General features: G+C 52.3%; 14 protein-coding genes and 1 pseudogene. 5 read left to right on the top strand and 10 right to left on the bottom strand.

Annotated elements, in window-relative coordinates:
* Nucleotides 1-126: 126 nt before the first annotated feature.
* Together MKZ32_RS03575 and MKZ32_RS03580 are read right to left on the bottom strand one after the other, a co-directional pair.
* On the bottom strand, nucleotides 127-330 hold the full coding sequence (locus MKZ32_RS03575; RefSeq protein WP_239796008.1) for a hypothetical protein: 204 nt from the start codon (nucleotides 328-330) through the stop codon (nucleotides 127-129).
* An 11-nt stretch (nucleotides 331-341) separates the two neighbouring features.
* The gene (locus MKZ32_RS03580) at nucleotides 342-542 is read right to left on the bottom strand and encodes a hypothetical protein (RefSeq protein ID WP_239796009.1); all 201 of its coding nucleotides are present in this window, start codon (nucleotides 540-542) and stop codon (nucleotides 342-344) included.
* Nucleotides 543-747: 205 nt separating this feature from the next.
* Between MKZ32_RS03580 and MKZ32_RS03585 the strand changes: the two are divergent.
* A pseudogene (locus tag MKZ32_RS03585) lies at nucleotides 748-1,302 on the top strand (IS630 family transposase); the annotation flags it as partial.
* Nucleotides 1,303-1,354: 52 nt separating this feature from the next.
* On the opposite strand, the gene MKZ32_RS03590 reads toward MKZ32_RS03585, so the two are convergent.
* The 6 genes from MKZ32_RS03590 to MKZ32_RS03615 form a co-directional block, all read right to left on the bottom strand.
* Nucleotides 1,355-3,778, bottom strand: a complete 2,424-nt coding sequence (locus tag MKZ32_RS03590; RefSeq protein ID WP_239796010.1) for an SUMF1/EgtB/PvdO family nonheme iron enzyme — start codon at nucleotides 3,776-3,778, stop codon at nucleotides 1,355-1,357.
* A 124-nt stretch (nucleotides 3,779-3,902) separates the two neighbouring features.
* Complete coding sequence (locus tag MKZ32_RS03595) at nucleotides 3,903-5,765, bottom strand: RCC1 domain-containing protein (protein ID WP_239796011.1); 1,863 nt, start codon at nucleotides 5,763-5,765, stop codon at nucleotides 3,903-3,905.
* A gap of 243 nt (nucleotides 5,766-6,008) precedes the next feature.
* Entirely contained in the window at nucleotides 6,009-7,910 is a 1,902-nt protein-coding gene (locus MKZ32_RS03600) for an RCC1 domain-containing protein (RefSeq protein ID WP_239796012.1), read from the bottom strand.
* A 179-nt stretch (nucleotides 7,911-8,089) separates the two neighbouring features.
* Nucleotides 8,090-9,880 (bottom strand): RCC1 domain-containing protein, encoded by a 1,791-nt coding sequence (locus MKZ32_RS03605; RefSeq protein WP_239796013.1) that lies wholly within the window; start codon nucleotides 9,878-9,880, stop codon nucleotides 8,090-8,092.
* A gap of 895 nt (nucleotides 9,881-10,775) precedes the next feature.
* Nucleotides 10,776-11,243: a tRNA (uridine(34)/cytosine(34)/5-carboxymethylaminomethyluridine(34)-2'-O)-methyltransferase TrmL gene (trmL, locus tag MKZ32_RS03610; RefSeq protein WP_239796014.1), complete on the bottom strand. Its 468-nt coding sequence runs from the start codon at nucleotides 11,241-11,243 to the stop codon at nucleotides 10,776-10,778.
* Between the two features lie 106 nt (nucleotides 11,244-11,349).
* The gene (locus tag MKZ32_RS03615) at nucleotides 11,350-12,066 is read right to left on the bottom strand and encodes a ComF family protein (RefSeq protein ID WP_239796015.1); all 717 of its coding nucleotides are present in this window, start codon (nucleotides 12,064-12,066) and stop codon (nucleotides 11,350-11,352) included.
* 56 nt (nucleotides 12,067-12,122) lie between these two features.
* Between MKZ32_RS03615 and bioB the strand changes: the two genes are divergently transcribed.
* From bioB to bioC, 4 genes are read left to right on the top strand one after another with little or no spacing between them, the layout of a single operon-like run.
* Nucleotides 12,123-13,136 (top strand): biotin synthase BioB, encoded by a 1,014-nt coding sequence (gene bioB / locus MKZ32_RS03620; protein WP_239796016.1) that lies wholly within the window; start codon nucleotides 12,123-12,125, stop codon nucleotides 13,134-13,136.
* Between the two features lie 42 nt (nucleotides 13,137-13,178).
* The gene (bioF, locus tag MKZ32_RS03625; RefSeq protein ID WP_239796017.1) at nucleotides 13,179-14,351 is read left to right on the top strand and encodes an 8-amino-7-oxononanoate synthase; all 1,173 of its coding nucleotides are present in this window, start codon (nucleotides 13,179-13,181) and stop codon (nucleotides 14,349-14,351) included.
* On the top strand, nucleotides 14,335-15,114 hold the full coding sequence (gene bioH / locus MKZ32_RS03630) for a pimeloyl-ACP methyl ester esterase BioH (protein WP_239796018.1): 780 nt from the start codon (nucleotides 14,335-14,337) through the stop codon (nucleotides 15,112-15,114). The genes bioF and bioH overlap by 17 nt, the downstream gene beginning before the upstream one ends.
* Nucleotides 15,107-15,976, top strand: coding sequence for a malonyl-ACP O-methyltransferase BioC (gene bioC, locus MKZ32_RS03635; protein ID WP_239796019.1), 870 nt, complete (start codon nucleotides 15,107-15,109; stop codon nucleotides 15,974-15,976). Before bioH ends, bioC begins: the two co-directional genes overlap by 8 nt.
* A 200-nt stretch (nucleotides 15,977-16,176) precedes the next feature.
* Here bioC and MKZ32_RS03640 read toward each other — a convergent pair whose 3' ends face one another.
* Together MKZ32_RS03640 and MKZ32_RS03645 are read right to left on the bottom strand one after the other, a co-directional pair.
* Nucleotides 16,177-18,609 (bottom strand): alpha-amylase family glycosyl hydrolase, encoded by a 2,433-nt coding sequence (locus MKZ32_RS03640; RefSeq protein ID WP_239796020.1) that lies wholly within the window; start codon nucleotides 18,607-18,609, stop codon nucleotides 16,177-16,179.
* Nucleotides 18,610-18,868: 259 nt separating this feature from the next.
* Nucleotides 18,869-19,138 carry a dienelactone hydrolase family protein gene (locus MKZ32_RS03645; protein WP_239796021.1) on the bottom strand — a complete coding sequence of 90 codons (270 nt, stop codon included), beginning with the start codon at nucleotides 19,136-19,138 and terminating at the stop codon, nucleotides 18,869-18,871.
* Between the last annotated feature and the right edge of the window lie 55 nt (nucleotides 19,139-19,193).

The following is a 19,193-nucleotide window of genomic DNA, read 5'->3' on the forward strand; positions in this document are numbered from 1 at the left end:
GTGCCGGGTCTATAGTATCAACATCTGCCGGACTGACCATGTCGCAGTTACGAATACGACCGATCCAATACCAGCCCATGCGGTTGACCAATCTGAACCAGGCGCCACGAAAACCGGCATCGGTAATCAAAATTGGTACACAACCTGTCGTAGTAGGGTGGCGAGTTGCGTAAGAAACGCCTGATGCACGCGCGGTGATGTTGCCTGCGATTGCGGGTACAACTGCTCATACAGGGTTATGCTACGGCCTTCAACAGCAACCGAAGCGCGCAACAATTGCCATTGTCGATCAGGCGTTAAATCCGACCAGTCGATGATGATCAGCGGCATAGATATTCCGTTCAAGCACTGCCGGACAAGTGCCTCGTACAACTTGGATATTTCGTGTGCAGCAAGTTGTTGCCGAGCAGCCGGTCAAGGCGTTCGATGTTTTGCTTGACGCCGACCGAGCCGGTTAGCCCGCGTCCCAGATTACTTAACGTCAGCCGACTGCCCGTTACCACCGTCTCGACAGCAGTAGCTTGGCTTCTTCTGTCATCCACTGCGTTAGCTGTTCTTCAAATTGCCCCAGCTTGGGGGCAGCGGGCTGTACCCGTACATACTTGGGTTCTTCAACAGGATTGAGATGCTTGCGCACCGTGGGTCGGAGAGTCCCATGTCGCGCGCGATTGCCGTGACCGTTTGTTTTTGTACCGAATGCCGCCTGCGGATTTCGTAAATGATGTCCATATAAAACACCCCAGATACCTTGCTGAACGCGCTAAAGTAGAAGGCGCTGAAATCCACTGGGGAGATGAAACTGGATTGCGCAGAGATGACGTGCGTGGACGTTCTTTCGCCCCCAAAGGAAAAACACCCGTGGTGCGGGTCAACAGTAAACGCGAGAACGTGGGACTTATCTCTACTATCACGAACCAAGGCAAGGTCAAGTGGAGGGTGCTGAACGGCGCGTTGGATTCAGATCAGCTCATCGTATTTCTGAAACGGTTGGTGAAAGATGCCAAGCGCAAGGTATTCCTGATTCTGGATAACTTACGAGTTCATCATGCCAAGCTGGTTAAGGCATGGCTCGCGAAACATCAGGACGAGATTGAAGTGTTTTATCTGCCGAGTTACAGCCCTGAATTGAACCCAGATGAAATGCTGAATGTCGATCTCAAACAGGCAGTGACGACCAAGGCACCTGCCCGGACAAAGGGGCAACTTCTCAAGACGACCACCAGTCACATGTGCAAGCTACAGAAAACACCCGAGCGTGTAAAAAGCTACTTTGAACATGCTCCTGTAAAGTATGCGGCTTAAGTTCAACAATTTATTGCCGGATCAATAAAATGACAAACCTATTGCTACCAAGCTACGGCAGTATCCTGGCTACGCGAAAACCAGCGAAGCTGTAACCAATCGGGGGCACGAGCATGCCACGCTCAGCCGCACGAGCGGAATAGTGCCACGCGCCGCCGCGAAGCTCATGCATCCCCCTGTGGCGAGGATGGTTACTGACTTCCAGCCATTCCATTACGTTGCCACTCATATCGTACAAACCAAAAGCATTGGGTTGTTTGCGGGCGACTGGATGAGTGGTATCTTCACTATTAGCGTCATACCACCCGACTTTATCTAAAATGTCGCTACCGCAATATTCCTGCTGTTTCCCAGCACGACAGGCATATTCCCATTCCGTTTCGCTCGGTAGACGATATTGCTTGCCGGTCATGGCGTTCAGCTTCTTAATAAATTCTTGTGCACTATCCCAGCTCACCTGCTCCACCGGGCAGTCATCGCCGCAACTGCTGAATTTGCTGGGGTTGCTGCCCATAACTGCACGCCATTGGATTTGTGTTACCTCTGTCTTTCCCAAGGCAAAAGCATTGACACTCACATTTCGGCCGGATTTTTCAATAGAACTACGATAACCCATCTTGAACTCGCCAGAGGGAATTACCACCATTTCCGGACAGGTGGTGCAATCCTTAATTATCTGATGCTCATCCTTTGGTTGTTGTCCATCGGCAGTTAAACGCACGGTCAACGCAACTTCTTTATTTTTAACTACACTGTCGCCTAAACCCAAATCAATTATCTTAGAAGCCAGTTTGTAGCGGTGATCTCCTAATGGCTCTATAACGAATGATTGTTGTTGATATGGTGAAATATCGGACAGATGATTGATGACAAAGGCAGTACCCTCCATAACAATTTTATATGACTCATCCCTGATCCAAGTATGTTGTCCGTTATGGATTCCATCGTAAACATAACTATTCGCGCCCGAGGCATCTGCGCTTCTACCAACACTGGTACCCTCGACCAAACAGATAAATGGCTTATTGGCAGATACCACTCCAGATGCTGATATCTTTTCCACCCGCATACTCCCTGGATCTACATGGAGACCTGTCATTCCGCCCATTAACATACCCCCAACTTTCCCACTTACTACCTGTTGTGACATGATGCTACTAATCACAGCAATGGTCTTTGGTGACACACATACTTCTGCGGCAACACGGTTGGTTTCGGACGCTAATTCCATCCATTTCTTGGCTTCCGCAGGATTGACTGGTGTACCTAGACCATTGGCGTACATACGGCCTAGTGCCGCTTGCGCTCTAGTATCGCTGGCCTTTTCGATAGCAGTCCGATAATTTTGGAGTGCACGCCGGTAGTCATCCGGCGAATTCTTTCCCTGTTCTTCGTAAAATGTGCCAAGAAGATAGTAAGCATCGTCATACCCTTTGCTTGCGGCAACATTCAGCCAGTACTCCTTGAAAACCTTAGACTTAGTCATTGACCTACCAAATGCTATTTGCCCGGTGATCGCGGGTAGTTTACTTGTGGTGATTCCATTTCCGTTAACCAGTACGATATCATGACAATCTTTAAAGCCATCGCCTTCGATCACACCCACCCATCCTTTCCCATCCCCATCACGACCAACGTCCAGATGTAAAGAAATTGATGGCGGTATTGGCGGCAGGCCAAATTCAAACTCTATTTCGCGGTTGTATTCCGCTATGTAATGCTCCTCCATTTTTTGTATTACATCGGGGTGATGCGCAACCATTGAAGCATATGTATAGGCTCCATCAAACACAAACGCTAGCGCCTCATATTCATCTACTGCTCGCTTTCTCCTTATATATTCATCATCAACCTCCTGTTTAGTCAACGGCTTGCTGCTGGAATTTAAATTTAGAAATCCTCCTGTCATTTCCCCTTCCATGGGTGTTTCAATAGCTATTGAAGATGTATTGTCAGAAATACTGGACGATCGGAATGTACCATTGATTTTGAACTTACCACCTTTTCCAAGCAACTTGGTGAAGTTGACATCAGCCAGAATGCCTTGCGTTGGCATAAAGCCATCATCTTTTTCATGCAACTTGGTGATGTGGACATCAACGCTAAAATTTTTGTTACATGCGCTACCTTTCAATGTGCCGAGTACCACCTTGCTTGCAACCAGTTCATCGGGACTCAATTTTTCAGGGGCAATCGCTTGCGCAATGCGAGAGTCCTTTAAGGACCGCTTAGAATAATCTTTGTCCTGTTTATAAGCGAGATGCGCATGCTGCTCTTTGAGGAATTTTATGTTTTTCTGGCGCATATCCGACCTAATATCCGAATGCGAGGTTATACTTTGAGCGAACAATGACGTTAAATCCGGTTGTGAGGTACGGTTCTGAACGAACAATGACTGGTAATTTGGAATACTGCAGGCGGTGGCTATAATCGCCAGTGTGCTTAACGCTATAAATTTATTAACAAATCTGAACATTAGTACATTCCTCACCATTGTTAATAAAGGGCGGATGCATGAATCAACCACAACAATTCTGGCAGTGTTTGATTGCTGGAACTGATCCAGTTTAGAGCTTGTTCTACCTGTTAAAGCAGATCACCTAAAACAATTGCCTTGAAATCAACTTGGATCCACTCACCCCGTTGATGGTGTAGGTCAAAGTACCAGCGCTACTGTTTTGAAAGGCGAAGTTGACGGTACCGACTTTCGTCACCACCTTAGTGGCATCGTTCCATGTCACGGTTGGCGCAGAGCCGCCGGTGACTTGGTATAAATCGCCTGCGCAGTTATTACCAGATAAGGGGCAGCTGGAGGCAACATACCAAACAGGATTGCCGCTGGCATCATAGGTGTACATGGTGGCGAAGATCATTCCATACTGCTGCGTGATGGCAACGCCCCAGCCGGACTCATTCTGATTCCACCAGAGCGCAGAATAGTTGACTGACGGTTGAACGGAGCCGGTTGCAAACATTTGCCGGGTAATCTGTTTGGTTCCATTTACGCCATTTACCGAATAATTTAATGTCCCAGTATTGTTGTCAGAAAAAGCGACCGAGCCCGTACCGACCTTGGTGACCACTTTACCGCTTCCATTCCAGGGCACCCCCAGCGGAGTGCCGCCTACCACACTGTAAAGATCACCCGTGCAGCCACTCCCAACCAACGGACAGGACGATATGACAAACCATGTCGGTTTCCCGATTGAGTCATAGGTGTACCACGCCAGAAAAGCCATCGAATCACGCTGGGTGAGACTCATCCCCCAGCCGGATTCATTCTGGTTCCACCATAGACCGGTTAAAGGCGAGGCAGGTACGACGGGGCCGGGGGTCACACCACCGCCAAGACCTATCACATCAACTGGGGTTGAACGTTTTGTGGCGGAACCGTCGCCGAGCTGACCGCTTGTATTCAAGCCCCAGCACTTGACCCCGCCTGCTGTGGTAAGCGCACAGGTGTGAGCCCCACCGCCTGCAGCGATAGCCGACACGCCGCTGGCAAGGCCCAACACATCAAGTGGTATCGAACTGGAACCTTGTCCATGAACACTGTTGCCGAGCTGGCCGTACTCGTTATTTCCCCAGCACTTGACCCCGCCTGCCGTGGTGAGCGCGCAAACGTGCCAATATCCTGCATAAATGGCCGACACACTACTGGCAAAACCTGTAACGTCAACCGGTGTCAAACAATTCGAGAGCATATGAACGGCGTTGCACACGTTGCCCATCTCGCCACCGATAGCTACGCCCAAGCATTTGATCTCGCCTGCCCTAGTGAGCGCGCAAGTAAAACCAGAACCTGCAGCAATGGCCATCACACCGGTGGAAAGACCCCGCACTTCTTCCGGCGTTCCATAATCTAATTCACCATAGTTATCAATAATCTCGCCAAAAACATTACTGCCCCAGCACTTGACCCCGCCTGCCGTGGTAAGCGCACAGGTGTGAAGCCCGCCTGCAGCGATGGCCGCAACGCCACTGGCAAGTCCAGACACATCCACCGGTGTCAAACGATTCATGTAGGAATCGTCGCCGAGCTGGCCGAGGTCATTTTTGCCCCAGCACTTGACCCCGCCTACCGTAGTGAGCGCGCAGGTGTGATCATAACTTGCAGCGATCGCTGCTACACCATTGCCAAGTCCAGACACATCCACCGGTGTCAAACGATTCATGGTGGTGTTGTCACCAAGCTGGCCGTAGGTATTGACGCCCCAGCACTTGACCCCGCCTGCCGTGGTAATCACGCAGGTGTGATCATATCTTGCAGCGATCGCTGCTACACCACTGCCAAGTCCAGACACATTCACCGGTGTCAAACGATTCGTGGTGGTGTTGTCACCAAGCTGGCCGGCGCTATTATCGCCCCAGCACTTGACCCCGCCTGCCGTGGTAAGAGCGCAGGTGTGACGCCAGCCTGCAGCGATGGCCACCGCGCTGCTCTCGGCTGCATGGCCTGGCATGCTCCCCAAACATCCAATAAAGACGAGTGGCAGTGTGTAAAAAAATCTTTTCAACAAGTGCGACATGGAACCTCCAGTAGGATAAGCATTTTGCAAAACAACTATTCAGACTGCTGAAAAACTTTGAACTTTGGTCTTGTAGAAATTTAGGGCAGGTTCAAGAACCAACCCCACCGCTCCAACAATTTTTGATTGCCAGAACGGTTTCAGTTCAGAGCTGGTTCTACCTGTCACAACAGACCCTTAAAACAATTGTCTTGAAATCACCTTGGATCCACTCACCCCGTTGATGGTGTAAGTCAAGGTGCCAGCGCTACTGTTTTGAAAAGTGAAGTTGACGGTGCCGACTTTCGTTACCACCTTAGCCGCATCGTTCCATGTCACGGTGGGCGCAGACCCGCCGGTGACTTGGTATAAATCGCCTGCGCAGCTATTACCAGACAAGGGGCAACTGGAGGCAACGTACCAAACAGGATTGCCACTCGCATCGTAGGTATACATGGTGGCGAAGATCATTCCATACTGCTGCGTGATGGCTAGCCCCCAGCCGGACTCGTTCTCATTCCACCAGAGCGCAGAATAGTTGACTGACGGTTGAACGGAGCCGGTTGCAAACATTTGCCGGGTAATCTGTTTGGTTCCATTTACGCCATTTACCGAATAATTTAATGTCCCAGTATTGTTGTCAGAAAAAGCGACCGAGCCCGTACCGACCTTGGTGACCACTTTACCGCTTCCATTCCAGGGCACACCCAGCGGAGTACCGCCTACCACACTGTAAAGATCACCCGTGCAGCCACTCCCTACCAGCGGACAGGACGATATGACAAACCATGTCGGTTTCCCGATTGAATCGTAGGTGTACCACGCCAGAAAAGCCATCGAATCACGCTGGGTGATACTCATCCCCCAGCCGGATTCATTCTGGTTCCACCACAGACCAGTCAAGGGCGAGGCCGGTGCGGCGACAGGGCCAGATGTCACGCCACCGCTAAGACCTATTACATCCATTGGGGCCAAGCGATTGGTGTTGGTATTGTCGCCGAGTTGGCCGAAATCATTCAAGCCCCAGCACTTAACTCCACCTGCTGTGGTGAGCACGCAAGCGTGTTTTCTCCCCGCAGCAAGGGCTGCAACGCCGCTAGAAAGCCCATTCACATTCACCGGCGTTAAATCCTTTTCATCAAAGGATTCAGAATAATTGGTGGAGCCAGGGCCGCCTTTTATGGTGACAAGCTTAGCCCCCCAGCACTTTACCCCGCCTGCCGTGGTGAGTGCGCAGGTGTACTCATCCCCAGCAGCAATGGCTGCCACGCCGCTGGCAAGACCCGACACATCCACCGGTTTCAAACTATTAGTTCTGGAATTGTCGCCGAGCTGGCCGTAGAAGTTATCCCCCCAGCACTTGACCCCACCTGCCGTGGTGAGCGCGCAGGTGTGAGCCCAGCCTGCAGTGATGGCAGCCGCGCCACTGGGAAGCCCCGTTACATCCACCGGGGTCAAATGCTCAGTGCTGGAATTGTCGCCGAGCTGGCCATCATGGTTCACGCCCCAGCATTTGACCCCCCCTGCAGTGGTGAGTCCACACGTATGAAAAAACCCTGCAGTGATGGCCGTCATGCCGCTATTAATATCCTTTACATACACTTCCGGAGTGGTGGCGAGGAGGGGGCTGTAGACGCCCCAGCACTTGACCCCGCCTGTCGTAGTGAGTGCGCAGGTGTACGCCCCACCGGTCACAATGGCTACCGCGCCACTGGTCAAATCCGGCATATCCACCGGCGTCAAATGCTTGACACCATTGTAGTGTAGAGGCTCATAAAGCTCACCCCAGCACTTGACCCCGCCTGCCGTGGTGAGCGCGCAAGTGTGCCGATACCCAGCAGCAATGGCCACAACTCCGCTGGCAAGACCTACCACATCCACCGGCTTCAAACTATTAGTGGTGGAATTGTTGCCGAGCTGGCCAGATTCGTTATTCCCCCAGCACTTGACCCCGCCCGCCGTGGTGAGCGCGCAGGTGTGATCATATCCTGCGGCGATGGACACCACGCTGCTCTCGACTGCATGGCCTGGCATGCTCCCCAGACATCCAATAAAGACAAGTGGTAGCGTATAAAAAAATCTTTTCAGCAATTGCGACATGGAACCTCCAGTAAAGTAAGCATTTATCAAAACAACTAACAGACTGCTGAAAAAACTTTGAACTTTAATCTTGTAGAAACTCAGGACAGATTCAAAAACCAACCCCAACCGTTCCGGCAATGTTTGATTGCCAGAACGGTTCCAGTTCAGAGCTGGTTCTACCTGCCAAAGCAGACCCCCTAAAACAATTGCCTTGAAATCACCTTGGATCCACTCACCCCGTTGATGGTGTAAGTCAAGGTGCCAGCGCTACTGTTTTGGAAGGTGAAGTTGACGGTACCGACTTTCGTTACCACCTTAGCCGCATCGTTCCATGCCACGGTGGGCGCAGACCCGCCGGTGACTTGGTATAAATCACCGGCGCAGCTATTACCAGACAAGGGGCAGCTGGAAGCAACGTACCAAACAGGATTGCCACTGGCATCGTAGGTGTACATGGTGGCGAAAATCATTCCATACTGCTGCGTGATGGCAACGCCCCAGCCGGACTCATTCTGATTCCACCAGAGCGCAGAATAATCGACTAACGGTTGAACGGCGCCGGTTGCAAACATTTGGCGGGTAATCTGCTTGGTTCCATTTACGCCATTTACCGAATAATTTAATGTCCCGGTATTGTTGTCAGAATAAGCGAAGGTGCCTGTCCCCACTTTGGTCACCACTTTACCGTTGCCATTCCAGGGCACACCCAGTGGAGTGCCGCCTACCACACTGTAAAGATCACCCGTGCAGCCATTCCCAACCAGCGGACAGGACGATATGACAAACCATGTCGGTTTCCCGATTGAATCGTAGGTATACCACGCCAGAAAAGCCATCGAATCACGCTGGGTGATACTCATCCCCCAGCCGGATTCATTCTGGTTCCACCACAGACCGGTCAAGGGCGAGGCCGGCGGCAAAATAGGATCGGGTGTCACACCTCCGCCAAGACCGATTACATCCACCGGGGTTGAACGATCCGCAGTGGAACCGTCGCCGAGTTGGCCTGCACCGTTCCAGCCCCAGCACTTGACCCCGCCTGCCGTGGTGAGCGCGCAGGTGTGTGCACCTCCTGTAGAGATGGCCGACACGCCATTGGCAAGACCAGACACATCCATTGGCGTGACACTGATAGAGACAGAATTGTTGCCGAGCTGGCCATTGAAATTCACGCCAAGGCACTTGACTCCACCCGCCATGGTGATCACGCAGGTGTGACCACCACTTGTATCGATGGCCGCTACGCCGCTGGTAAGGCCCGGTATATCGATGGGGGAGCCATTATTATCCCAGTATTTGACTCCACCTGCCGTGGTGAGTGCAAAGTTGAAATCAGCCCCTGCGGAGATAGCCGCTACCCCGCTGGAGAGTCCCGACACATTCACTGGAATAGAATTAAAACTAGGCGTGTTGGAAATATCGCCGAACTCACCCCAGCACTTGACCCCGCCTGACGTAGTGAGCGCGCAGGCGTGAGAAACACCTGCAGTGATAGCGGTCACGCCGCCGAGCCCTAGCTCAACCAGTGTACTGGGCAATATGGTGTTGGGGACGAAACATTCTACCCTGCCTGTCGTGGTGAGCACGCAGGTTTGACTAGTGGATGATGAATCAATGGACACTACGCCGCTGGTAAGACCAGGCCTATCTATAGGTATCAAACTAGCGTTCCCCCAACACTTAACTCCACCTGCCGTGGTGAGCGCGCAGGTATGTGCACCTCCTGTAGAGATGGCCGCTACGCCGCTGGCAAGGCCCAACACACTCACCGGTGTCAAACGATCGATGTTGGAGTTGTCACCGAGCTGTCCAGATTCGTTGCTCCCCCAGCACTTGACCCCGCCTGCCGTAGTGAGCGCGCAGGTGTGATTACGTCCTGCAGTGATAGCCACCACGCTGCTCTCAGCGGCATGGCCTGGCATACTCCCCAGACATCCAATAAAGACGAGTTGCAGTGTGTAAAAAAATCTTTTCAGCAATTGCGTCATGGAACCTCCAGTAGGATAAGTATTTATCAAACATCTATCTGTGCTTGCGCGTAAATTATTCGTCATCTGGATCTCCGATATTGATAGCAACTGCCATAAATTAAACACATTGATATCGGGTGATGGAATGCACAAATGCATAAGGTCAGATACGATTACTGCATTCGCCAATCCCTCCCATGCGTCCCTCATCAATACATTATGCAAAATTTAAATAATCAAGCATAATTCATGCCTAAAGTCAATATTAAAATATAATCACTATCCTTACATGCCTTTAGATATTTGTAGCACGGGTGGCAAACACTGGCAGGAGAGGTATTAAAGCGTAGGTGTAAAATTTTTCGACACCCGAAATATGAGGTTTATGGTATTAACGCTCCAGTTGCTTCAGGAAGTGCCAAGTTGCCAAGAAGGATAAATCCCTGAAGATTCGGCTATGAATATGTAAACAAATCCCTATAGGTCGTCAGTACAAAAAAATTGATACGACAGAACATAATCCAGTTCAGGCCTTAGGCCATTAAAAAAATCGAACATTCCCACTTGTGAAAGGGAGATTCTCTCTCTGCTAATGTTGTAAATAATCCGATTGATTCGTCCGCGTGTAAGCGATTGATCGGCATGATCGCTGAATGTGGCCTTTGCGGAGTTCGGTCTTGTTTCCGTGAACAAGGCCGAAGAGAAGAATGGCTCGGAGAGAGTGGATTGAGCAGTGAGCGGGCAGCCAAACCGCTTTGTGTTTCTGAATCCAAATCAACAAATTGCCGAACAAGACGAGCCAAAGGAGGAATATTTAGGCTCAAAATGGCAACATGAACGCAAGCATTCAGGCGGCATGATAGAGGGTGATCCAATGCCTAGATTGGCATTCGCCTCTGGGTTGATCAACGGGCTATTTATTAGCCCCCGCAAACCCGCACTGACGCCATGCTTCAAACACCGCTACCGCGACTGTGTTGGATAAATTCAGGCTGCGATTATTCGGTAGCATAGGCATGCGCAGGCACTGCTCCGGTGATAACGATGCCAATATATCCGCAGGCAAGCCACGAGTCTCTGGCCCGAACAGCAAGGCATCACCAGCTTGATAACATACCTCGTGATAAGACTGCTTGCCCTTGGTAGTAAATGCAAACAGACGCGCACCCGGCAGGGTTTGCAGGCAGGCAGCGAGGTCGTCGTGCACACGCAGATCGGCGTATTCATGATAATCCAACCCGGCGCGCCGCAGCTGTTTGTCATCCAGCGAAAATCCGAGCGGCCGGATCAAATGCAGTTGCGCTCCGGTGTTAGCGCACAGGCGAATGACGTTCCCGGTATTAGGCGGAATCTCAGGCTGGAAGAGGATCACATTAAACATTATGGGAGCCTCTGGTTTGAATAGATGCGCATCTAACTTTCGAATGATTGTGATATTTGCTGACAGGGGCTAGAAAACGCGTGACGAGCTGCTGTGGATAATAACCCTACGAAGCAGAATGCGGCAATGTCCGCGCAATGACCCAGGCACTGATTTCACGCGCGCCTGCTTTGCGTAAGGTTTGTGCCACTTCGTTCAGCGATGCACCGCTAGTCATTACATCATCCACTATGGCGACATGCTTGCCCGAAAAATCCTGCGTGCAAATGAATGCCTGACGCACGTTTTTATCTCTTTCTTTTCGTGACAACGCTGTTTGTGGCGGCGTATCGCGCCTGCGCTGGCAGGCATTCAGCAGGACTGGAATATCCATCTGCCGCCCAATATGTCGTGCCAGCTCAAATGACTGATTGAAACCGCGAGCACGTAAACGCACTGGATGCAATGGCATGGCAACAAGGCAATCAGGACGCACCGCAATACGCTGTGTCAGTTTGTCCGCAAGGCTGTTCGCCAGTACCAGTTTTTCATTATGCTTCAGCGCCTGCACTAGCTTGTTGAGCGGAAAAGCGTAGGCGAATATGGCCACTGTGCGGTCGAAATGCGGCGCTCGTTGTAAGCAATGGCCACAGGTTGCGCCGTCGTGCGTAGGCAGGGCACACACCGGGCAATGTGCCGCAGTTAAATAGGGTAAGTCAGCATCGCAAGCGGCGCACCATACACCATTGCGGCTGGCTGTGCCGCACAGAAAACAGGGTTGCGCGGGCAGGGTCTGCCACAATTTTGTGCGGATGTTCAGAAAATGGCGAGTCAAAATTGACAAGGTCGTGCCCTTTCACGGATGATGCCGGACCATTGTAATTCATTAGACTGCAAGCCATGACGACTCACACCGTACAATTTACCCGCACTTCCAAACCCTCGGCACTCGCTCAACCATCAAGCGAAGCGCAGTGCTGGAGCCTTGCCCAAGTTGAGGCGTTGTTCAGGCTGCCGTTTGCCGATTTGCTTTATCGCGCACAGCAGATTCATCGTGAGCATTTCGATCCTAACGCGGTACAGTTGTCCACTTTACTGTCCATTAAAACAGGCGGCTGTCCAGAAGACTGCGGGTATTGCCCGCAAGCTGCACGCTATGATACCAGCGTGAAAAGCCAGGCATTGATGGAGCTTAACGATGTGCTGGAAGCAGCCCGCGTTGCCAAATCCGCTGGCGCGACCCGCTTTTGCATGGGTGCTGCTTGGCGCGGCCCCAAGCAACGTGATCTGGAATCGGTTTTGACAATGGTGCGCGAAGTCAAAGCGCTGGGGCTAGAAACCTGCGCCACGCTGGGCATGTTGAAAGATGGTCAGGCTGAACAGTTAAAAGATGCTGGGCTAGATTATTACAATCACAATCTGGACACCGCGCCTGAGTTTTACGACGAAATTATTACTACTCGAGATTATCAGGACAGACTAGACACGCTGGAGCGGGTCCGCAATGCGGACTTGAATGTATGCTGTGGCGGTATCGTTGGCATGGGCGAAAGCCTTAATCAACGCGCCGGCTTGGTCGCGCAACTGGCCAACCTTGCCCCCTATCCTGAAAGCGTACCCATTAACCTGCTGGTACAGGTAGAAGGTACGCCGCTGGCCGACACCAAAGCGCTAGATCCGTTGGATTTCGTACGTACCATCGCGGTGGCGCGCATCACCATGCCCATGGCGCGCGTGCGATTGTCTGCCGGGCGACAACAAATGAGCGAAGCGGTACAGGCTCTATGTTTTCTTGCGGGCGCCAACTCAATATTTTATGGTGACCAGTTGCTGACTACCGGTAATCCAGAGGTGGAGCGCGATCGCGTTCTACTCAAAAAATTGGGTATGTATCCGCTTGCGTCAAAAACATAGAGTGTATTGATCAAACTATCTTGCTTGTGATGGAAAATTTCAATGCCTTTTGAAGTGCTGCAGCACGAACTCGATACCCGTGCAGCTCAAGGACTCCTGCGTCATCGTTGCTCGTTGCAAAGTGCACAAGGCACACGCGTCAAGGTAAGTGGCAAACCGCTGCTGTCTTTTTCTAGCAACGACTATCTTGGCTTAGCTTGTCACCCGCAATTGCTTGCCGCTTTGCAGATGGGTACGCAACAGTATGGATTGGGTGCGGGTGCATCTCATCTGGTCAGCGGTCATTTCAGCGCACACGACGAGTTGGAACACGCACTTGCTGAATTCGTCGGCAAGCCCGCAGCACTGTTATTTTCCTCCGGCTATCTGGCGAACCTCGGAGCGGTGCAAGCGCTGGTCGGCAGGAACGATAGAATCTTTGCCGATAAGCTTAACCACGCATCACTCAATGACGCCATGTTGTTGTCACGTGCGCAGGTGCGCCGCTACCGCCACAACGACATGGCACATCTTGCGCAATTATTGGAGCAGCCAAACAGCGGTCGCAAACTTGTTGTTACCGATGCGGTATTCAGCATGGATGGTGACCTTGCGCCGTTGCCGGAACTGTTGGCATTGTGTGAGCAAAATGATGCCTGGTTACTGGTGGACGATGCGCATGGCTTTGGTATATTGGGTGAACAGGGACGCGGCTCATTATTTCACCCGGCTGATAGCGATTTACCCGGTTTAGTCTCGCCGCGCATTATCTACATGGCGACGCTAGGCAAGGCGGTGGGCGTATCCGGCGCCTTCATTGCTGCGGAACAGGTGGTGATTGATACGCTGGTACAGAATGCGCGCAGCTACATCTATACAACCGCCAGTCCACCTGCGCTGTCCTGCGCGGTGTTGGCCAGTTTGCGCTTATTGCAGAAAGAAGAGTGGCGGCGTACACAATTATGGAAATTAATTGCGCAGTTGCGTGCGGGTCTGATCGGTCTCCCGTGGGTGCTGATGTACTCCGATACCCCTATTCAGCCATTGCTGGTCGGCAACAATAATGTTGCGGTAGCCTTGAGCGAAACGCTGCGCACACGTGGCATCTGGGTGCCAGCTATCCGTCCACCAACCGTTCCGCAGGGAACAGCGCGACTACGCATTTCGCTCTCTGCGGCGCATAGCGAGCAGGATGTAGCGCAATTGATTTCAGCCTTGCATGAGCTTGCACATTGAAAGTCGCGGTGCCGGAGCACCGCTGTTACTGTTACACGGTTGGGGTATGCACTGTGGCATTTGGGGCAATGTGGTGGCACAACTTGCGCAACACTTCCGCGTACACTGCGTGGACTTGCCGGGATACGGTGCCAGTTCGATCATCGCGCAATATGATTTAGATGGGCTGGTACAGCCGCTATCTGAGTATTGGCATGCTGAACATGGCGATGAGCCGCTGGCGCTGTGTGGCTGGTCGCTCGGTGGACAGATTGCGTTGCGCTGGGCGCTCCGTGCGCCGCACCAGATCGACAAGCTCGTGCTGGTTGCTACCACGCCCAGCTTTGTACAGCGTAGCGACTGGGAATGTGCGATGGCGGCGAATACCCTGCATGAATTTTCAGTTGCGTTGCTGGAAAATCATGCGCTGACATTGAATCGGTTTATTGCTTTGCAGGTGCGTGGCAGCGAACACGAACGCGAATTGCTGGCGGATTTGCGTACCCGCCTGTTCAGTCGCGGTGAACCGAATATTGCGGCATTGCGCGGGGGCCTGGAAATATTGCGTAATACCGATCTGCGTGCGGTGTTGCCGCAAATTACTCAAGCTGCCTTGGTCATTGCGGGCGAGCGCGATATGTTGACTTCACCCGCAGCATTAGGCTATCTCGCGCAGCAATTGCCCAATGCGCAGTTGTTCAAGATACAGGGCGCGTCACATGCGCCGTTTTTATCTCACCCGGATATTTTCGTGCAACGGATCGAGGCATTTTTAAATGGATGATTTCCTGATAGACAAACGCCAGGTGCGGATGGCTTTCAATCGTGCGGCCAAAGGATACGATACCGCTGCAGTACTGCAGCGTGAGGTGTGCAGCCGCATGCTGGAACGGCTGGATTATATAAAGCAGAAGCCAGCGGCTGTGCTGGATGTGGGCAGTGGGACTGGCTGGGGCACGCGCCAGCTGTCGCAGCGCTATCCGGCGGCGCATCTACTGGCGCTCGACATGGCAATTAGCATGCTCAATGTATCGCGCAGCAGGTTGAGCTGGTGGCGCAAGTTATTCGATACTGGCAAGCACAGTTATGTATGCGCTGATGTCGAAGCCTTGCCGTTGGCAGCCAACAGTATCGAGCTGGTATGGTCGAATCTGACCCTGCAATGGTGTAACGATCTGCCCGCCACACTTAGCGAGTTACATCGCGTATTGAAAGTGGAGGGTTTGGTGATGTTCAGTACCTTTGGCCCGGATACGCTCAAGGAACTACGCAGCGCGTTCCATAGCGTGGATGACTACAGACATGTAAATCGCTTTGCGGACATGCACGACATCGGTGACATGCTGAAGGCCAGCGGGTTTGCCGCACCGGTAATGGACATGGAAATTATCACGTTGACTTACGATAATTTGAAAGCGGTGATGCAGGATTTGCGCAATATTGGCGCACACAATGCCACTGCCGGACGTGGGCACGGCATGATGGGCAAAGCTGCTTGGCTGGCACTGCAAGAGAATTACGAACGATTCCGGCAAAATGGCAAGCTGCCCGCGACTTTCGAAGTGATCTATGGCCACGCGTGGAAACCAAAATCCAGGGTGACAACGGATGGTGCGCATATTATTCAGACACCATTTAAGCTATGAGGCTGAGGCGAATCAGAATTTTAATTCAGATTTTTAAGGGTGTTAAAAAATTAGAAAGTGAGCTGTAGTAACATCAGCTTACATCCATGAGTCGCAAGGGAGATTGACGGAGCAGCGCACCGTTAAATGCTTCTGGGGCACGTTCAAGAACAAGTAGGTTCCTTCTATGGATATTCATGTAATTATCTGTGTTTTCGTCATCATTGTTTTACGAGCACCACGAAACTATTGGCAGGGATCGTTACATTGAGACGACCTTGATTGGAAGGGATAGTGGCACCGCCATTACCCCTATTTTGGCCACCATAGATGGTGGCATCACTATTGAATATTTCCTTCCAGCCTGCATTGGGGATGGCCAGCAAGTCCTTTTCGATGATGTAACCGTCGGTGAAGGCAGTATTGTTAAAGCTGGCGACGATAATGACTTCCTCATCCCCGTGCCACCGCTTGAAGGCGATCACTCGGTTGGAATTCGACAGGTGGAGGATGTCAATGTCCTGGTTGCGGATCGAGCGCAGTCGGCGATTGAGACTTATTAGATCTTGATAAAAGTGAAACATTGCCTTGCCGTTACCAATCCGTTCGCCGATGATATTTTCGCGGTTCAACAGAAAGTGATCGAACGTATAGCGTTTCTGTGCCCCGATCTCATCGCCCATGAAGAACATGGGGGTGCCCGCCGAAAGCAGGGACAGGCCGAAGCATACACGCGAGCGTGCCTCCGCCGCGCTGCGCGTGGCACCAATGACAGGCGCACCATTGACGGCCGTTACCAGGGTCCGCGCCGTGCCACCGGCATTGCCGGCTTCGTCGTGAGATTCGTGGAACACGACATGGTCAAAACGGCTGTCGTAAAGGGCGCTGGCAAACCAGTCCATCTGTAGCGGCTCGTTGCCGCCGAATCCAGCCCGTTTCAAGAGGCGCGCCCGATTTCCAGCCATGTCGGAGTCGCCGATCAACTGGTGATAGAACGCCAACTCCCACTTTGCGTTGAAGCCCAGCCCTCCTTGCGCCGGTGGTTTCGTCACCGCGTCCCATCCTGTATGATCTTCTGCGATCAGCATCACCGTAGGCTTGATCATGCGCAGGGTGCGGCTCCACTCCCGCAGGAATTTTTGCCCGAAGACGTTGGCGTTGCCCATCAACCGTCCATCGGCATGAAGCGCGTTGTCGCGGTGAATCGCCTGGGTCAGATCCACGCGCAGCCCATCGACGTGCATTTCTTCAATAAGAAAGGCGGCACTGCTGATGAACTGCTGGTGCACAATTTCTTCCGAAAAACGCGGGGTGAAGCCGGTAGAGCCGTTATCAAGATAGCCGCCCTCCGGAAACGGGCTGCCATCATTTTTTCTGTAGTCGGACGAGTGCCCTTCATACCAGTAATAAATATTTTCTTCGGGCATGGTTGAATCATATTGCCACTGGGCGCGTTCTGCTTCGTTGTCATAATGGTTGTAGACCACGTCCTGGATGACTGCGATGCCACGCCGGTGACACTCGCGCACGAAATGACGGTACTTGTCGCGGCCTCCGGCGCTGGATTCGATACAGAAGTGGTGACTGTCGCCATAGCCCCAGGCGGCATTGCCAGAAAACTCTGCCATGGGCAGCAGTTCGATGGCATTCACACCGAGTTCAATGAGATGGTCCAGGAATTGCAGCGCGTCACTCAAATCGCCGGGGCCGGGCTTTCCGAACCCCAATGATCCGACATGTAATTCGTAAATAACCAAGTCTTCGAGGTGCGAAGGTACCGGCAGGCCGGGCGTAAATTCCCTTGCCCAGAATTCCTCTGAGGGAATGGTGTCCAGTTTCATTTCACGAGGCGTGGATTCAAAATTCCGGCGCATCACGTCGGCATCAATGACCACGCTACAACTCACGGACCCGTCCAGAGTTTCAACCGTCCCCGGCCAAGCAGTTTTGGCAGGGTTGATATTGCCTCTGCCGATCTGGCTACGGGAAAAGATGTCGGTGCGATAGACGTGCTGCCCTTGTGCGTTCAGGATGCGATACATATAAGGCAGGCTTTTGAAAGTCTCAAAACCCCCCTGTGGCTCGCCTTCCCAGATGCCATCGGCCAGGCGAGAAAGAGTGACCATGGGCTGTGCCGAATTCACTCCGGCGTTATCGTCGGCTATGTAGCCGCTGGCCGGATTTCCAAAGACCACTTCCACATTTTTGGCATTGGGAGCCCAAATGGCAAAACGTAGACCGGGTTTGGTGCTTCCAGCGGCGAAGTGTTTGTTGGCTCCCAAGTGACGGTTGTAAGTGAAGTAATAGCGTTCGATCTGGGGCATGGTTGCCTCGCGGATGAGCCGAAACTGGCGATGGCGCGCAACGGAATTAACATCCTGCACCTCAGTCGGAATGCCCCAGAAGTTGGCACCCTGAGGCCCGTCAAGGATAACCCCCCACTTGAAGGTATTATCCTGATCGGCAAGCTGAAGTGAGATCGAGGTCGTAAAGATTGGGCAGCCATCCACGCCGCTTTCCTCCTGCATCGGAGATTCCGTCCAGTCATCCGAATATTGGCCGCTCTCGTCCCAGCTACCGCGCAAGCGAGCGTTGCGAAATATCGCCCGTTTAAGGCCGGTGACGAATTGAAATTCCACTGTCTGTATTGTCATAATGATTTTTTATTCTTGACGATCAACATCCAAGTAATATCAAAGGAGCCAAGCTCAAGTTATTCCTCACAGACAAAGCGAAATTCGCAAGGGATGATCAATGGTGAATCGAATGGATTTGTGACCCCCAACCCAAGCAATTCCAGCGTTCTCGGCTCCGACAGGCTGCTGCTAGAGAGAACCTGAGAATGCCGAGACGCATGGCATCGAATCTGGCATCGTTGGCCATCAGGGTCAGCGCATCACTGCAGGCTTGCCTCTACGCGGGACGTTTTTCGGGAATGAGCTTCAGAACGCCGATGTCCGGATCGGCCTTCGTCGACTCGAAATAGTGTGGCATTGTTGCCGCGATGCCAGCCTCAACGAGTGTCTCCGCAAAAGAGACGATATCGGCCCGATACTGCGGCAGCAGATCAAAGCTGCCGTGGAGAATGAGCACTGCTGGACGTTTGCCCGACGATGCCGGTAGGAAGACTTCCAACGACACAGGTTGGCCGCCACTCGAAAAACTCTCGTTCGTCATTGCCATGAAGACCTCCATATGAGTGTTACGTTCGCCTTGGATGTAGTGCCCCGCGCGCACA

The sequence above is a fragment of the Candidatus Nitrotoga arctica genome (genome assembly GCF_918378365.1).
Taxonomy (GTDB): domain Bacteria; phylum Pseudomonadota; class Gammaproteobacteria; order Burkholderiales; family Gallionellaceae; genus Nitrotoga; species Nitrotoga arctica.